The 12,434-nt window shown below is 46.9% G+C and carries 16 protein-coding genes and 1 pseudogene; 2 read left to right on the top strand and 15 right to left on the bottom strand.

What is annotated here, in order from left to right:
* From AC9UH7_RS05020 to fabG, 8 genes and pseudogenes are all read right to left on the bottom strand, one after another.
* Positions 1–683 (bottom strand): annotated as a pseudogene (locus AC9UH7_RS05020) (phenylalanine--tRNA ligase subunit beta); the annotation flags it as partial.
* Positions 683–1,690, bottom strand: a complete 1,008-nt coding sequence (gene pheS, locus AC9UH7_RS05015; protein ID WP_509595875.1) for a phenylalanine--tRNA ligase subunit alpha — start codon at positions 1,688–1,690, stop codon at positions 683–685. The pseudogene AC9UH7_RS05020 and the gene pheS, both read right to left, overlap by 1 nt.
* Positions 1,691–1,718: 28 nt before the next feature.
* The gene (locus tag AC9UH7_RS05010; protein WP_509595874.1) at positions 1,719–2,498 is read right to left on the bottom strand and encodes a TrmH family RNA methyltransferase; all 780 of its coding nucleotides are present in this window, start codon (positions 2,496–2,498) and stop codon (positions 1,719–1,721) included.
* Positions 2,499–2,507: 9 nt separating this feature from the next.
* The gene (gene rplT, locus AC9UH7_RS05005; RefSeq protein ID WP_509570635.1) at positions 2,508–2,867 is read right to left on the bottom strand and encodes a 50S ribosomal protein L20; all 360 of its coding nucleotides are present in this window, start codon (positions 2,865–2,867) and stop codon (positions 2,508–2,510) included.
* An 11-nt stretch (positions 2,868–2,878) separates the two neighbouring features.
* Complete coding sequence (rpmI, locus tag AC9UH7_RS05000) at positions 2,879–3,076, bottom strand: 50S ribosomal protein L35 (protein WP_029018543.1); 198 nt, start codon at positions 3,074–3,076, stop codon at positions 2,879–2,881.
* Positions 3,077–3,088: 12 nt separating this feature from the next.
* Positions 3,089–3,655, bottom strand: a complete 567-nt coding sequence (gene infC, locus AC9UH7_RS04995) for a translation initiation factor IF-3 (protein WP_509595878.1) — start codon at positions 3,653–3,655, stop codon at positions 3,089–3,091.
* Between the two features lie 237 nt (positions 3,656–3,892).
* On the bottom strand, positions 3,893–4,663 hold the full coding sequence (gene fabI / locus AC9UH7_RS04990) for an enoyl-ACP reductase FabI (RefSeq protein WP_509595872.1): 771 nt from the start codon (positions 4,661–4,663) through the stop codon (positions 3,893–3,895).
* Complete coding sequence (fabG, locus tag AC9UH7_RS04985; RefSeq protein ID WP_509595869.1) at positions 4,664–5,368, bottom strand: 3-oxoacyl-ACP reductase FabG; 705 nt, start codon at positions 5,366–5,368, stop codon at positions 4,664–4,666.
* 73 nt (positions 5,369–5,441) lie between these two features.
* Here fabG and AC9UH7_RS04980 point away from each other — a divergent pair, with 73 nt between their 5' ends.
* Positions 5,442–5,714 (top strand): DUF3099 domain-containing protein, encoded by a 273-nt coding sequence (locus AC9UH7_RS04980; protein WP_509595866.1) that lies wholly within the window; start codon positions 5,442–5,444, stop codon positions 5,712–5,714.
* Between the two features lie 2 nt (positions 5,715–5,716).
* Positions 5,717–6,421, top strand: a complete 705-nt coding sequence (locus AC9UH7_RS04975; protein WP_509595863.1) for an SURF1 family protein — start codon at positions 5,717–5,719, stop codon at positions 6,419–6,421.
* Here AC9UH7_RS04975 and AC9UH7_RS04970 read toward each other — a convergent pair.
* From AC9UH7_RS04970 to sufD, 7 genes are all read right to left on the bottom strand, one after another.
* Positions 6,380–8,272, bottom strand: a complete 1,893-nt coding sequence (locus tag AC9UH7_RS04970) for an ABC transporter ATP-binding protein (RefSeq protein ID WP_509595860.1) — start codon at positions 8,270–8,272, stop codon at positions 6,380–6,382. The genes AC9UH7_RS04975 and AC9UH7_RS04970 overlap by 42 nt on opposite strands.
* Positions 8,273–8,274: 2 nt before the next feature.
* Positions 8,275–8,586: a metal-sulfur cluster assembly factor gene (locus tag AC9UH7_RS04965; RefSeq protein WP_029018536.1), complete on the bottom strand. Its 312-nt coding sequence runs from the start codon at positions 8,584–8,586 to the stop codon at positions 8,275–8,277.
* 2 nt (positions 8,587–8,588) lie between these two features.
* Positions 8,589–9,038: a Fe-S cluster assembly sulfur transfer protein SufU gene (gene sufU / locus AC9UH7_RS04960; protein ID WP_509595858.1), complete on the bottom strand. Its 450-nt coding sequence runs from the start codon at positions 9,036–9,038 to the stop codon at positions 8,589–8,591.
* Positions 9,038–10,276, bottom strand: a complete 1,239-nt coding sequence (locus AC9UH7_RS04955) for a cysteine desulfurase (RefSeq protein WP_509595856.1) — start codon at positions 10,274–10,276, stop codon at positions 9,038–9,040. Before AC9UH7_RS04955 ends, sufU begins: the two co-directional genes overlap by 1 nt.
* A gap of 7 nt (positions 10,277–10,283) precedes the next feature.
* Positions 10,284–11,036 carry a Fe-S cluster assembly ATPase SufC gene (gene sufC / locus AC9UH7_RS04950; RefSeq protein ID WP_509595853.1) on the bottom strand — a complete coding sequence of 251 codons (753 nt, stop codon included), beginning with the start codon at positions 11,034–11,036 and terminating at the stop codon, positions 10,284–10,286.
* 21 nt (positions 11,037–11,057) lie between these two features.
* Entirely contained in the window at positions 11,058–11,354 is a 297-nt protein-coding gene (locus AC9UH7_RS04945; protein WP_509595851.1) for a non-heme iron oxygenase ferredoxin subunit, read from the bottom strand.
* Positions 11,347–12,434: Fe-S cluster assembly protein SufD (sufD, locus tag AC9UH7_RS04940; protein WP_509595848.1), on the bottom strand; the 1,088-nt coding region annotated here is incomplete at its 5' end. The genes AC9UH7_RS04945 and sufD, both read right to left, overlap by 8 nt.

The raw sequence follows: 12,434 nt of genomic DNA, 5'->3' as shown, positions 1-12,434 counted from the left end.
GTTCGAACATAGAAAACAGAAGCCGACGACTTTTCGCCAATCTTGGCTGTAACACCCTTGCCAGTCTCTGCAAACTTTAGACCGCGTAATGCATTGACGGGATCGGTGAACTTCAAATCCAAGGAGCTTGCAACCTCACGTGCAATGCCGCGGATGCTTAAGGCATATCCACGATCTGGATTTACTGCGACATCAAAAATAACATCATTGATCTGCAAGACATCAATCGCGTCTGCACCTATTGTGACTTCTCCTTCAGCAAAGACCAGAATGCCTGCGTGGTCATCGCTAATGCCCAGTTCGCGACCAGAGCAAATCATTCCGTTAGAGGTCTTACCGTAAGTTTCACGGGCGCCAATTTTGAACTCTCCTGGAAGTATCGCACCTGGTAGAGCTGCGACAACTAAATCCCCCACCGCAAAATTTGTAGCTCCACAAATAACGTATCGCGTTTCGCCCTCACCGCAATCTAAACCAACATAGCGAATTGGCTTTTTAAACTCAGTGATCTCTTCAATGGATAGAACCTTGGCAAACTTAAGTGGACCAGTTAGATCAGCTCCCTGCTTGATGATCTCTTCAACTTCAAACCCAACACGAATAAGGCCATCAGAGATTTGATCGGCGGTAACAGAGGCTGGGATTTCTACAAACTCTTTGATCCACGATAGAGGAGCGCGCATTACAGGCCCACTCCAAACTGACGGGTAAAACGAAGATCGCCTTCAACGATGTCGTGCATGTCTGTTATGCCATGTCGAACCATTAGTGTGCGTTCAAGTCCCATGCCAAAAGCAAAGCCACTGTAAACATCTGTATCAATGCCGCAGGTTGCAAGTACCTTTGGATTAACCATTCCACAACCGCCCCACTCAATCCAGCGATTGTTAAAGAAAATGTCTACCTCTGCACTTGGTTCAGTGAAGGGGAAGAAAGATGGTCGTAGTCTTGTAGTGACATCTGGTCCAAACATGTGGCGCGCGAAGTTGTCTAATGTGCCCTTGAGGTGGGCCATTGTGATTCCCTTATCGACAACTAATCCTTCAACTTGATGAAAAACAGGACTGTGAGTGGCATCTAGCTCATCTGCGCGAAAAGTGCGACCAGGACACACTACATAAATCGGTGGCTCTTGCGTCAGCATTGTTCGGATTTGAACGGGTGATGTGTGCGTTCGTAACACCATTCCGGATTCGATCGGTTCAATGAAAAAAGTATCTTGCATTGTGCGAGCTGGATGATCAGCGGGAATATTTAAAGCATCAAAGTTAAGCCACCCAGACTCAAGTTCAGGACCTTCCGCAACAGCGAAGCCCTGTTCGATAAAGAAATCTGAGACTTCATTCTTAATAATTGTTATCGGGTGCAAACCACCTCTATGAGAACGATTTACTGGCAAAGTGATGTCCACAACCTCTTCAAGTAAAACCTTGCGGTCGCGTTCTGCCTCAAGAATGGCGGTTACTTCGGCTAAAGCTTGCGCGATCTCTGCCTTGGCTTCACCAATGATTTTGCCGAAACTTGCTTTATCTTCCGGTGAAAGTGCACCTAGTCCGCGAGATGCCAAGGCGATAGGTGATTTATCGCCTGAATGGGCCAGTCGAGCCGTTTTAAGAGAATCAAGATCTGTTGCAGAGGCGAAAGCCTTGCGGGCATCTTCAACCCAGACAGAAACTTCCTCTACATGCATGGGGAGAACTCTATCTTGTAGCCCTTTGTTACGGCCGCATATTTGATAGGTGATACATAACAATCGAGGCGGCTGCTGAAAGATTGAGGCTTTCAGCATTGCCTGGCATAGGAATGCTTACAACATCTAGTGAATCCATATTCTGTTCAGTTGATAAGCCACGGGCTTCATTGCCAAATACTGCAAGGGTGTCCCCCGACATTTGGTACTGACTTAAGTTCTTTGAACCTTCGGCCCCCAGTGAAAAGGCATTCATCCCGAGATCAAGTAGTTCCTGTAGCGGCACTGATTCAAACACTGGAATATGCCAAAGCGAACCAGCTGTACTGCGGACAACTTTTGGTGAATACATATCGACACTGCCTGGTGATGTGATTACCGCATCCATTGCAAAGGCATCAGCCGATCGCAAAATCGTTCCAGCATTTCCGGGATCTTGCACCTCGGATAGGTAGATGAATCTGCGAGAACCATTGAGCGAAATCGAATCAAAAGTGACCTGCGGAATCGTGCACACCGCCAAAATCCCTTGCGGCGTGATGGTTTCAGACATTTCCTTCATGACTTCATCACTGACATCAACAATATTTAAAGCGGATAAATCTGATACTTCTTCAACCTTGCTGCGTCCATTGCTTGTTAGATAAAGAGTTTCAATTCTTGGACCGCTGTTTGACTTCAGCGCTTCGCGGGCACATTGCAATCCTTCTGCAACAAATTGGCCGGCGGCTTTTCTTTCCTTTACTCCCCTGGAACCAATAAGAGCCTTAACCCGCACAACATGTGGCGAGTTAAGGCTCTCAATCATTATTGGAACTTAGAGTGCTGCAAGGCTCTTGCGAGCTACATCAACAAGTGTCTTAAATGTTGCTGGATCATTTGTCGCAAGTTCTGAAAGGACGCGACGATCAACCTCAACACCTGAAGCCTTTAGACCTTGGATGAAACGGTTGTATGTAAGACCATGTTCGCGGCAACCTGCGTTGATGCGTTGGATCCATAGACGACGGAAATCGCCTTTCTTATCTTTACGGTCATTAAATGCATAAACCATAGAGTGCGTAACTTGCTCTTTCGCCTTTGTGAAAAGACGTGAACGTTGTCCGCGGTAACCGCTGGCACGTTCTAGAGTTGTACGACGCTTCTTGGCTGCGTGGACTCCGCGCTTTACTCTCATTTAACCGCTCCTTACTTCAAACCAAGCATGCGCTTGGCTGTGACTGCGACAGTTGGCTTTGCAGCTGACTCTGTCGATAAACGACGTGTTACTCGTGAAGATTTACGCTCGAGCAAGTGGCGCTTTCCTGCGCGCTCGTGCATAACCTTTCCAGAACCTGTGATGCGGAAGGTCTTCTTCGCACCGCTGTGTGTTTTCATCTTTGGCATGGTTATGTTCCCTTACTCGGTAGTTTCTGCAGCAGCTTCGGCTTTCGCCTTGCGTGCTGCTTTTGCTTCTGCAACTGCTTCTGTCTTCTTCTTAGTTGGACCAAGAACCATTGTCATGTTTCGTCCCTCTTGCTTAGGAGCAAACTCAACAAAACCAACTTCTGCAATGTCTTCTGCAAGACGTTGCAACATCTTGTATCCCAACTCAGGTCGCGTTTGTTCGCGTCCGCGGAACTTCATAGTCACTTTGACCTTATCGCCACCTTTAAGAAACTTTTCAACCTGAGAACGCTTTGTCTCGTAATCATGGTTTTCGATCTTTGGTGTCATACGCACTTCCTTCACCACGATGTGGGTCTGGTTCTGTCGCGCTTCCCGTGCCTTCTGTGCAACTTCGTACTTGTACTTTCCGAAGTCCATGATCTTGCAAACGGGTGGATTGGCATCTGGTGCGATCTCAACTAGGTCGAGACCAACTTCATCTGCCATCTTTAACGCTGTATCGATATCTACAACTCCAACTTGTTCGCCGGTATAACCGATCAAACGAATTTCGGGTGTGCGAATTCGATCATTGATGCGCGGTTCAGTGGTGACTTTGTGCTCCTTCGGTTCGTTAACGCTTTGGTGTTACAGCGCTGCAAAAGAAAACCGCAAGGGCAAGAGAAATAAATCTCTTATCCGACAAACCAGCCCGCACTAGTGGCGATGAAGGTGGGAGCGGTAACTCCTCTTGCAGTGGTTGTAACGCCACTGGTCTGGGGTAAAGATTACCCGTAGAGGGGTGGAAAGGTGAAATCGAGCCTGAAATCAGGCTTAGCCGCCCATCGCATGGAAGCCGCCATCCACGTGGATGATCTCTGCCGTTGTCTTAGGAAACCAATCAGATAGCAGAGCAACTGCAGCTTGGGCTGCCGGGATTGGATCATTCACATCCCACTTCAGTGGAGAACGCTCATCCCAAAGATGCTCAAAACGCTCAAAATCTGGAATTGATTTGGCCGCAATTGTGCGAATAGGCCCAGCTGCCACCAAGTTGATGCGAATATTCTCAGCCCCCAGATCTCGTGCAAGGTATCGAGATGTAGATTCCAGCGCGGCTTTTGCAACACCCATCCAGTCATACTTTGGCCAGGCCACTTGAGCATCAAAATCAAGGCCCACAACAGATCCACCACCACTAAATAGTGGGCGTGCAGCCATTGTCAAAGACTTTAAGGAAAAGGCTGAAACTTGGACAGCCGTTGCAACATCTTCCCATTGGGTATTTAAGAAGTTTCCGCCAAGGGCTGCCTCTGGTGCAAAGCCAATGGAGTGCACAACTCCATCTAGACCCTCTGGAAAATGTTCACGAACACGTGATTCAAGTGCGGCTAAATCAGGCTCACTTGTCACATCTAATTCAATAACGGGACATGGCTTTGGCAAGCGCCCAGAAATTCGAGTCGTTAATGACAACGCTCTCCCGAAACCCGTCAAGATAACCTCTGCGCCTTGTTCTTGTGCAAGGCGAGCAATGTGAAATGCAATCGATGCATCGGTTAAAACACCGGTAACAAGGATCTTTTTGCCCTCGAGTATTCCCATTTAGTGCCCCATTCCTAATCCGCCATCAACTGGAATTAATGCACCAGAGATATAACTTGCTTGTGGTGATGCAATAAAAGTCACGACATCGGCTATCTCTTCTGCTGTACAAAAACGCCCAAGAGGAACTGATCCAGCAATTTCACTGCGACGCTTTTCATCCAAAGTTGAAGTCATATCTGTTTCAACAAAACCAGGGGCAATCACATTTGAGGTGATCCCACGACTTCCAAGCTCACGAGCAAATGATCGTGCCATTCCTACTAATCCTGCCTTAGATGACGAGTAGTTAACCTGCCCGGCCGAACCCACCGCACCAACTACTGACCCAACAAAGATCAATCGACCGCGCTTTAACTTTAACAATCCCTTAGTAGCGCGTCGAGCAACTCGAAAAGCCCCGGTGAGATTTGCATCAATCACGGATTCAAAATCTTCATCACTCATCCGCATGACAAGGCCATCTTTTGTGATGCCAGCATTTGCAACGATGATCTCCGGTAGACCCCACTGCTCCTCTATGGATGCAAAACCTGCATCAACACTCTCAGTGCTGGTCACATCCATCTGCACTGATTTGAATCCTGGAGGTGGATTGCCGCTGCGATAGGTCACAACGACCTCATGCCCAGCAGTTTTTAAGGAGTGCGCGATCGCCAATCCAATTCCGCGATTTCCGCCAGTGACTAAGGCAATAGAACTCATGGCCAAAACCTAGTGCCTACCTTTGAGTAAACAAAAGAAGCGAAGGTCCGCGCCGAGCACTACCCTTGCTCACATGGCCAAGGAAAAGAAGATTTATGACATCACCAGTGCCCCTAAGGCACTTACTCGTGATCAAGCTGGCCGCCAGAAACGATATTTCATTTCAATGATGATTCGCACCGCCTGCTTCATTTTGACGGTGATCTTGCCAAGTCCTTACAGATGGTTTGCTTTGTTAGGTGCTGTCACTCTTCCGTATTTTGCAGTTGTCATAGCTAATGCCGGACGGGAAACTATTACTCGTGGTGCTGACATAGTCGAAGACAAACCACTCGCTCTCGATTAAGAATGAGCTCCCAACAAAAAGTTAAGGAGCCTTGGGCTCTTTTCAAGTCCATCATTGCTTTACTTCTGATCATCCTGTGCCTTTGGGGTTCGCAATGGCAATATCACCGTGGCGTTGATCGTCACGCGCGTAATGCCATCATTGAAAAACGAATCGCACAATCGCCAATTGAACTCAATACCGTGAAAGGTGATTTAGCAGATTACGAGTGGCAGAGCGTGGTTGTAGCGGGAACCTTTAATCCTGACAAGCAAATACTCCTGCGAAATCGTTATAACGATGGCAAGTATGGTTACGAAGTTCTAACCTTGTTTACCTCTACTGATAAGAAGAGCTTCTGGGTAGATCGCGGTTGGGTTCAAGCAGGTGCAACAGCAACAACTCCGCCTGTTGTCACAGCGTTGCCCTCAGGTGAAGTTTCTATATCTGGGAGACTCCGTCTTGATTCATCACTGCCACGAGGTTCATTCTTTGCACTGCCTGGAAAGGGTGAAGGGCTTGTATCAGAACTTAATGCGCAATCTCAATTAGATACCGAGAAGTTTTACATCGACCTTTTATCTGGCTCAGAAAAATCTCTCACCCCTGAAGTTACCGCACAACTTCCTGAGTTAAGCGATGGCCCACACATGGCATATGCCCTGCAATGGATTTTCTTTGGCGGATTAGTTCTCTACGGAAGAATCTTGATTCGTCGCACCCGTTAGATCTTGCCTGTTGTATAGATCTGAATAAAGTCCGCCTTTTGCCACTAGTTCATCGTGCTTGCCGCGTTCAACGATTGAACCCTTCTCAAGAACCAGAATCTGATCAGCCTCTCGCACAGTACTTAAGCGGTGTGCAATAACAATGCTTGTTCTTCCCTTTAGCGCTGTTTGCAGCGCGGCATGGACCAACTGTTCATTTTCAGAATCAAGGTGTGCTGTTGCTTCATCAAGTATGACAACGGCAGGAGATTTCAATAACAAACGAGCAATAGCAAGCCGCTGTTTTTCTCCTCCTGAAAGTCGGTGACCACGTTCTCCTACCATCGTGTCCAAACCATTTGGCAAAGACTCAATCAACTTCCAGATTTGTGCAGCCTCACACGCGGCCTGCATCTCTGCAGGAGTCGCATCTTGTTTTGCATAACGAAGATTTTCTGCGATGGATTCATGGAATAGATGAGCATCCTGCATCACAACACCAATGGATTCACGCAAAGATTCAAGGGTTAGCTCACGAATGTCTTGTCCGTCGATCTTGATCGCACCCCCAGTAACGTCATAAAGTCGAGGAAGCAAAGAACTAATAGTTGTTTTACCAGCACCTGATGGACCAACTAGCGCTGTCATCGTGCCAGGCTGTGCAACAAAGGAAAGATTTCGCAGAACTTGACCACTCTGTACTGTTTCAGCCTTTGCTGCCGATTCAAGAGAAGCCAGTGAGATCTCTTCTGCTCTGGGGTATGAGAAATCAACATTCTCAAATTCAATCTCAGGCTCTTTAGTAATTAGTACTTTTGCGCCTTCACGATTTTTAACCATCGGCTCAAGATCTAAAACTTCAAACACTCTCTCAAAGGAGACAAGTGAAGTCATCACATCGATGCGAACATTAGAAAGCGCCGTAAGCGGTCCATATAAACGTGCAAGCAAAGCAGTTATTGCGAGCAAGGTTCCAACAGTTACTCCCCCGTTGATGGCTAAGTGGCCACCGATGCCGTAGGCAAAAGCTGTCGCAACAGCTGCAACGCTAGTAAGTGCGATGAAGAAAAGTCTGTTGAGCATTGCCATCTTGATGCCGATGTCTGCAACCCGTCGGGCACGACTTCTGAAGTATTCACGCTCGCGATCAGGTTCACCGTATAAAGCAACCAACATCGCACCTGACACATTGAAACGTTCAGTCATAGTGCTAGACATCTCTGCGTTAACACTAAATGACTCCCGAGTTAGGGCCTGCAATCTCCGCCCAACCCATTTGGTTGGTATGAGAAATACCGGAAGTAAGAGAAGTGAGAAAATCGTGATTTGCCAGGACAAAATCAGCATGGTGACACCAACTAAAACAAGACTCACCACATTACTGACTACGCCAGAAAGTGTCGCCGTGAAAGCTTGTTGCGCTCCTATGACATCTGAGTTGATTCTAGAAATCAATGCTCCGGTTTGTGTACGGGTGAAAAAGGCAATTGATTGCTTTTGAACATGGGCAAAGACAAGTGACCTCAGGTCATAAATCAGACCTTCGCCAATTCGAGATGAAAAATACCGCCCCAGCATGTTAAAGCCAGCATCTGCGATAGCAATTAGTCCGACCAATAAAGCTAATTGAGTAACAACAGCGCCATCTTTTGGAATGACTCCTTCATCGATTAAGCGTTTTAGCAAGAGCGGAGTAGTAACAATTAACCCAGCATCCACAATAACAGTGGCAAGAAAAATTATGATGTTTGTTCTATACGGCAAGGCAAATCTGAAAATACGCTTAACGGTGCCTGGCTTTAACTTTTGTTCTTTTACTGAAGGATCAGCCGTCATCGAGCGGTGGGTCATCCACGCTGCATGCATTGACATAATTAAACGGTAAAGCCGAGAGCGCGCAGCTGTTCTCTTCCGTCATCAGAAATCTTGTCTGGACCCCATGGCGGCATCCACACCCAATTGATTTTCACATCAGTTGTCATCCCAGCCAGTGCTGCGCGAGTCTGATCTTCGATTACATCCTGCAATGGGCAGGCAGCAGATGTAAGAGTCATATTCAGGATTGCAATGTTGGCTTCATCAACCATGACATCGTAGATAAGCCCTAGGTCTACAACATTGATACCGAGTTCAGGATCGACAACATCCTTCATCGCCTCAGTTACATCATCAACACTTGTTGCCATAGTTACTCTCCCCCTGTTGTTGTCTTAATTCTAACCGCTGCATCCTTAAACGCCATCCACCCCAAGAGTGCACACTTAATGCGTGCAGGAAACTTTGATACGCCGGCAAGTGCCACTGCATCTTCTAAGACATCAGGATTGCCCTGTTGCGTTCCTTTGCTGTGCATGAGTTCGGTAAATTCATCAAGAATGGCATCTGCTTCGGCAAAGCTCTTATTGACCAGTAAATCACTTGCTATGGAAACACTGGCCTGTGAAATCGAACAGCCAACTCCGTCCCAAGTGATGCTCTTGATCACTCCGTTTTCAGCGGTGACATTAAGGGTCACCTCATCACCACAACTTGGATTCACGTGATGAACCTGTGCTCCATACGTGTCAGATAGGCCCTTGTTCAAAGGGTGCTTATAGTGATCAAGAATTACTTCCTGATAGAGGCTATCTAGTTCCATTATGCAAAGTATTTCTGTGCGCCAAGGATTGCATCAAAAAGCGCATCGCAATCTGATTCATCGTTATATAGATATAAAGAGGCACGAGTTGTTGCTGGCACGCCTAGTTTTCTAGTTAATGGCCACGCGCAATGATGTCCTGTGCGAACTGCAACTCCCTGACTATCAACATACTGACCTAAATCGTGAGGATGGATTTGTCCGACTGTAAATGAAACTGTTCCCCCACGAGAATCAAGACTGGTGGGACCCACTATCTTCAATTCTGGAATTTGTTGCAGTTTCTCAATCAAATACTTTGTTAGCGCTACTTCATGGTTATGAACATCCTGCATTCCAAGACTTGTTAAGTAATCTAGCGCTGCGCCAAGACCTACTGCTTGTGCCATATTTGGTACACCTGCCTCGAATTTTCGAGGTGCTGGCGCCCACGTTGCCGAAGTCATAGTGACTGTTTCTATCATTGAGCCGCCATAGAGAAATGGAGGTAAATCATCTAGTAAAGAACTCCACATCACGCCAACACCCGTTGGGCCTAAAGCTTTGTGACCAGAGAACACCAGAAAATCAACACCAAGTTCGGTTACATCTATTGGCATATGTGGTGCGGATTGACAGGCATCCAATACAACGACCGCACCAACTTCATGCGCGCGAGCAACTATCTCCTTCAGGGGATTAATCGTTCCCAACACATTTGACTGATGGGTTAGAGCAACAACTTTCGTATCATCTGTGATCACAAAATTAATCTTTGAAAGATCCAAGCGGCCATCTGGAGTAACTTCAAACCATGTCAGTTGCGCACCGGTGCGTGCCGCCAATTGCTGCCAAGGAATCAAATTAGCGTGGTGTTCCATCTCCGTAACAACGATTTTGTCCTTTGAAGTCAGTGCAAAACGAGTTCCGGGTTCAGCGTTTCCCATGGCATAAGCAACAAGGTTAAGAGATTCGGTTGCACCCTTAGTAAAAACTATTTGTTCTTCTCGGGCACCTATGAAATTAGCGACCTTTAGGCGCGCTCCTTCGTAGGCATCTGTTGCTTCCTCTGCCAATTGATGAGCCCCACGGTGAACAGCAGCATTGTGAAACTTATAAAAGTCGCTCTCAGCATCTATGACTGACAGAGGTTTTTGACTTGTTGCGCCACTGTCTAGATAGACAAGCTTTTTTCCGTCGCGAATAGTACGTTCAAAGATTGGGAAATCTTGACGTACCTTCGCAACGTTAAATGCCATAACTTTCTTATTTGCTCACATAATCTGCATAGCCATTTGCTTCTAGTTTGTCGGCTAGTTCTGGTCCACCTTGCTCAACAACGCGGCCATTAGCAAATACATGTACGAAATCTGGCTTGATGTATTGCAAAATACGTGTGTAGTGCGTAATCAAAAGAACACCTAGGTTATTTGCTGCCTTTGCGCGGTTGACTCCTTCAGAAACGATGCGCAGTGCATCAACATCTAAACCTGAATCTGTTTCATCAAGAATCGCCATCTTTGGCTTCAAAAGTTCTAACTGCATAATTTCGTGGCGCTTCTTTTCTCCGCCTGAAAAACCCTCATTAACATTACGAGCGGCAAAGGATGGATCCATGTTGAGTGCTTCCATGGCATCCTTCACTTCGCCAACCCACGTACGAAGCTTTGGTGCTTCTCCACGGAGTGCAGTTGCTGCAGTACGCAAGAAGTTTGACACTGAAACTCCTGGAACTTCTACTGGGTATTGCATTGCTAAAAACAAGCCAGCCTTTGCGCGCTCATCAACTGTCATTTCAAGTACATCTGCGCCGTCTAAAGTTACTGAGCCACCTGTGATTGTGTACTTTGGGTGACCTGCAATTGAGTAAGCAAGAGTTGATTTACCTGAACCGTTTGGGCCCATGATGGCGTGAGTCTCGCCTGACTTAATTGTTAAATCGACACCTTTTAGGATATCGACTGTGCCGTTGTCTGTATCTACCGATACCTGGAGGCCGCGGATCTCTAATGTGCTCATTTTTTCTCTCTTCTCTCGTTACTAAATCTCTACCGTGACGGCATTTCCGTCGATTGATACTGCATAGGTCTTCAAAGGGATATTGGCCGGAAGGGTTAATACCTCTCCGGTGCGAAGGTCAAACTCTGCGCCATGTAGCCAGCATTCAATTTTGAAACCAGTCACATCACCTTCTGACAAAGATGCATCTGAATGAGAGCAAGTGTCATCAACTGCAAAGACCTCATCCCCCACTCGTGCAACGCAAATGGACTTGCCATTTTTCTCAATGAGAACTGGCTTACCTTCGCTGAGTTGATCTAGGGATATATCAGCCATTATTAGCAGCTTTCTCTAGTTCATTATCAATGCGATCCATGATCCGATCTTGAACAGTTTCATTACCGATCTCTAAGACGATCTCATTGAAGAAACCACGGACCACTAAGCGGCGGGCATCAGACATAGCTATTCCGCGTGACATCAAATAGAACAACTGCTCATCATCAAATCGACCAGTGGTACTTGCGTGTCCTGCACCAATGATTTCGCCAGTTTCGATTTCAAGATTTGGAACAGAATCTGCTCGCGCTCCATCACTTAGTAGCAAGTTACGGTTGAGTTCGTACGTATCTGTACCTTCGGCGGCCGCACGAATTAGAACATCTCCAATCCAGACCGTGTGCGCTCCTTGTCCAGCAAGTGCGCCTTTGAAATTCACATTTGATTTTGCGTGAGGAACAGCGTGATCAACATGCATACGATGCTCAAAGAATTGACCAGCAGTTGCAAAGTAAACCCCGAGAAGATCAACAGAGCCTCCTGGTGCTATGAATTCAACTGTTGGCAAAATGCGAACTACATCACCGCCCACAGTGACCGTAACTGACTTGAACGTTGCATCCCTATCGATCACCGCATGATGACGTGCCGTGTAAACAGACTGGGATTCAAACTCCTGCAACGTCACAAACTTCAGATTTGAACCTGGAGCCAATGAAATTTCTAGATCCTCAGCCAAGATCGTGTCAGTCGTGTTCTCGACAATCACAGTTGCAACCGCGTGGGTTCCAAGTGAGATACGAACACGTGAGAATTCAGCAGAATCTAAAGCGCCAGCTGTGCGACCCAAAAAGATTGGCTCTGAAACCTCGGTATTTGCTGAAATTGAAAGGTGTGCAACTGATGGGGAAAAAGAACGAACTCTTTCAATAATGACATCATCGCTCACAGCAAGTGGCTCTAGATTTTCACGGGTAAAAGTCACGCCGGTAGGAAGTGCGTCCTTAGCAATCAATGTTGATCGATCAGACTGCACCGAGCTGCCATCATGCAGACCACGAAGACGCTTAAGCGGTGTGAATCGCCACGCTTCCTCGCGCCCTGTAGGCGTTAAGTAATTAGTTGCTAAAACAGTCA

This window comes from Candidatus Planktophila sp. (assembly GCF_044348745.1).
Classification (GTDB): Bacteria; Actinomycetota; Actinomycetes; order Nanopelagicales; family Nanopelagicaceae; genus Planktophila.
The sequence above is the reverse complement of the archived record's forward strand: the minus strand, read 5'-3'. Positions and strand labels throughout refer to the sequence as shown.

What these genes read in the sequence shown, in the direction of transcription:
- AC9UH7_RS04975 (WP_509595863.1), top strand. Translation starts at nt 5,717, where the DNA reads ATGAGCTCCCAACAAAAAGTTAAGGAGCCTTGGGCTCTTTTCAAGTCC.
- sufC (WP_509595853.1), bottom strand. Translation starts at nt 11,036, where the DNA reads ATGAGCACATTAGAGATCCGCGGCCTCCAGGTATCGGTAGATACAGAC.
- AC9UH7_RS04980 (WP_509595866.1), top strand. Translation starts at nt 5,442, where the DNA reads ATGGCCAAGGAAAAGAAGATTTATGACATCACCAGTGCCCCTAAGGCA.
- AC9UH7_RS04945 (WP_509595851.1), bottom strand. Translation starts at nt 11,354, where the DNA reads ATGGCTGATATATCCCTAGATCAACTCAGCGAAGGTAAGCCAGTTCTC.
- fabI (WP_509595872.1), bottom strand. Translation starts at nt 4,663, where the DNA reads ATGGGAATACTCGAGGGCAAAAAGATCCTTGTTACCGGTGTTTTAACC.
- AC9UH7_RS04970 (WP_509595860.1), bottom strand. Translation starts at nt 8,272, where the DNA reads ATGTCAATGCATGCAGCGTGGATGACCCACCGCTCGATGACGGCTGAT.
- sufU (WP_509595858.1), bottom strand. Translation starts at nt 9,038, where the DNA reads ATGGAACTAGATAGCCTCTATCAGGAAGTAATTCTTGATCACTATAAG.
- rpmI (WP_029018543.1), bottom strand. Translation starts at nt 3,076, where the DNA reads ATGCCAAAGATGAAAACACACAGCGGTGCGAAGAAGACCTTCCGCATC.
- rplT (WP_509570635.1), bottom strand. Translation starts at nt 2,867, where the DNA reads ATGAGAGTAAAGCGCGGAGTCCACGCAGCCAAGAAGCGTCGTACAACT.
- AC9UH7_RS04965 (WP_029018536.1), bottom strand. Translation starts at nt 8,586, where the DNA reads ATGGCAACAAGTGTTGATGATGTAACTGAGGCGATGAAGGATGTTGTC.
- AC9UH7_RS04955 (WP_509595856.1), bottom strand. Translation starts at nt 10,276, where the DNA reads ATGGCATTTAACGTTGCGAAGGTACGTCAAGATTTCCCAATCTTTGAA.
- pheS (WP_509595875.1), bottom strand. Translation starts at nt 1,690, where the DNA reads ATGCATGTAGAGGAAGTTTCTGTCTGGGTTGAAGATGCCCGCAAGGCT.
- AC9UH7_RS05010 (WP_509595874.1), bottom strand. Translation starts at nt 2,498, where the DNA reads ATGATTGAGAGCCTTAACTCGCCACATGTTGTGCGGGTTAAGGCTCTT.
- fabG (WP_509595869.1), bottom strand. Translation starts at nt 5,368, where the DNA reads ATGAGTTCTATTGCCTTAGTCACTGGCGGAAATCGCGGAATTGGATTG.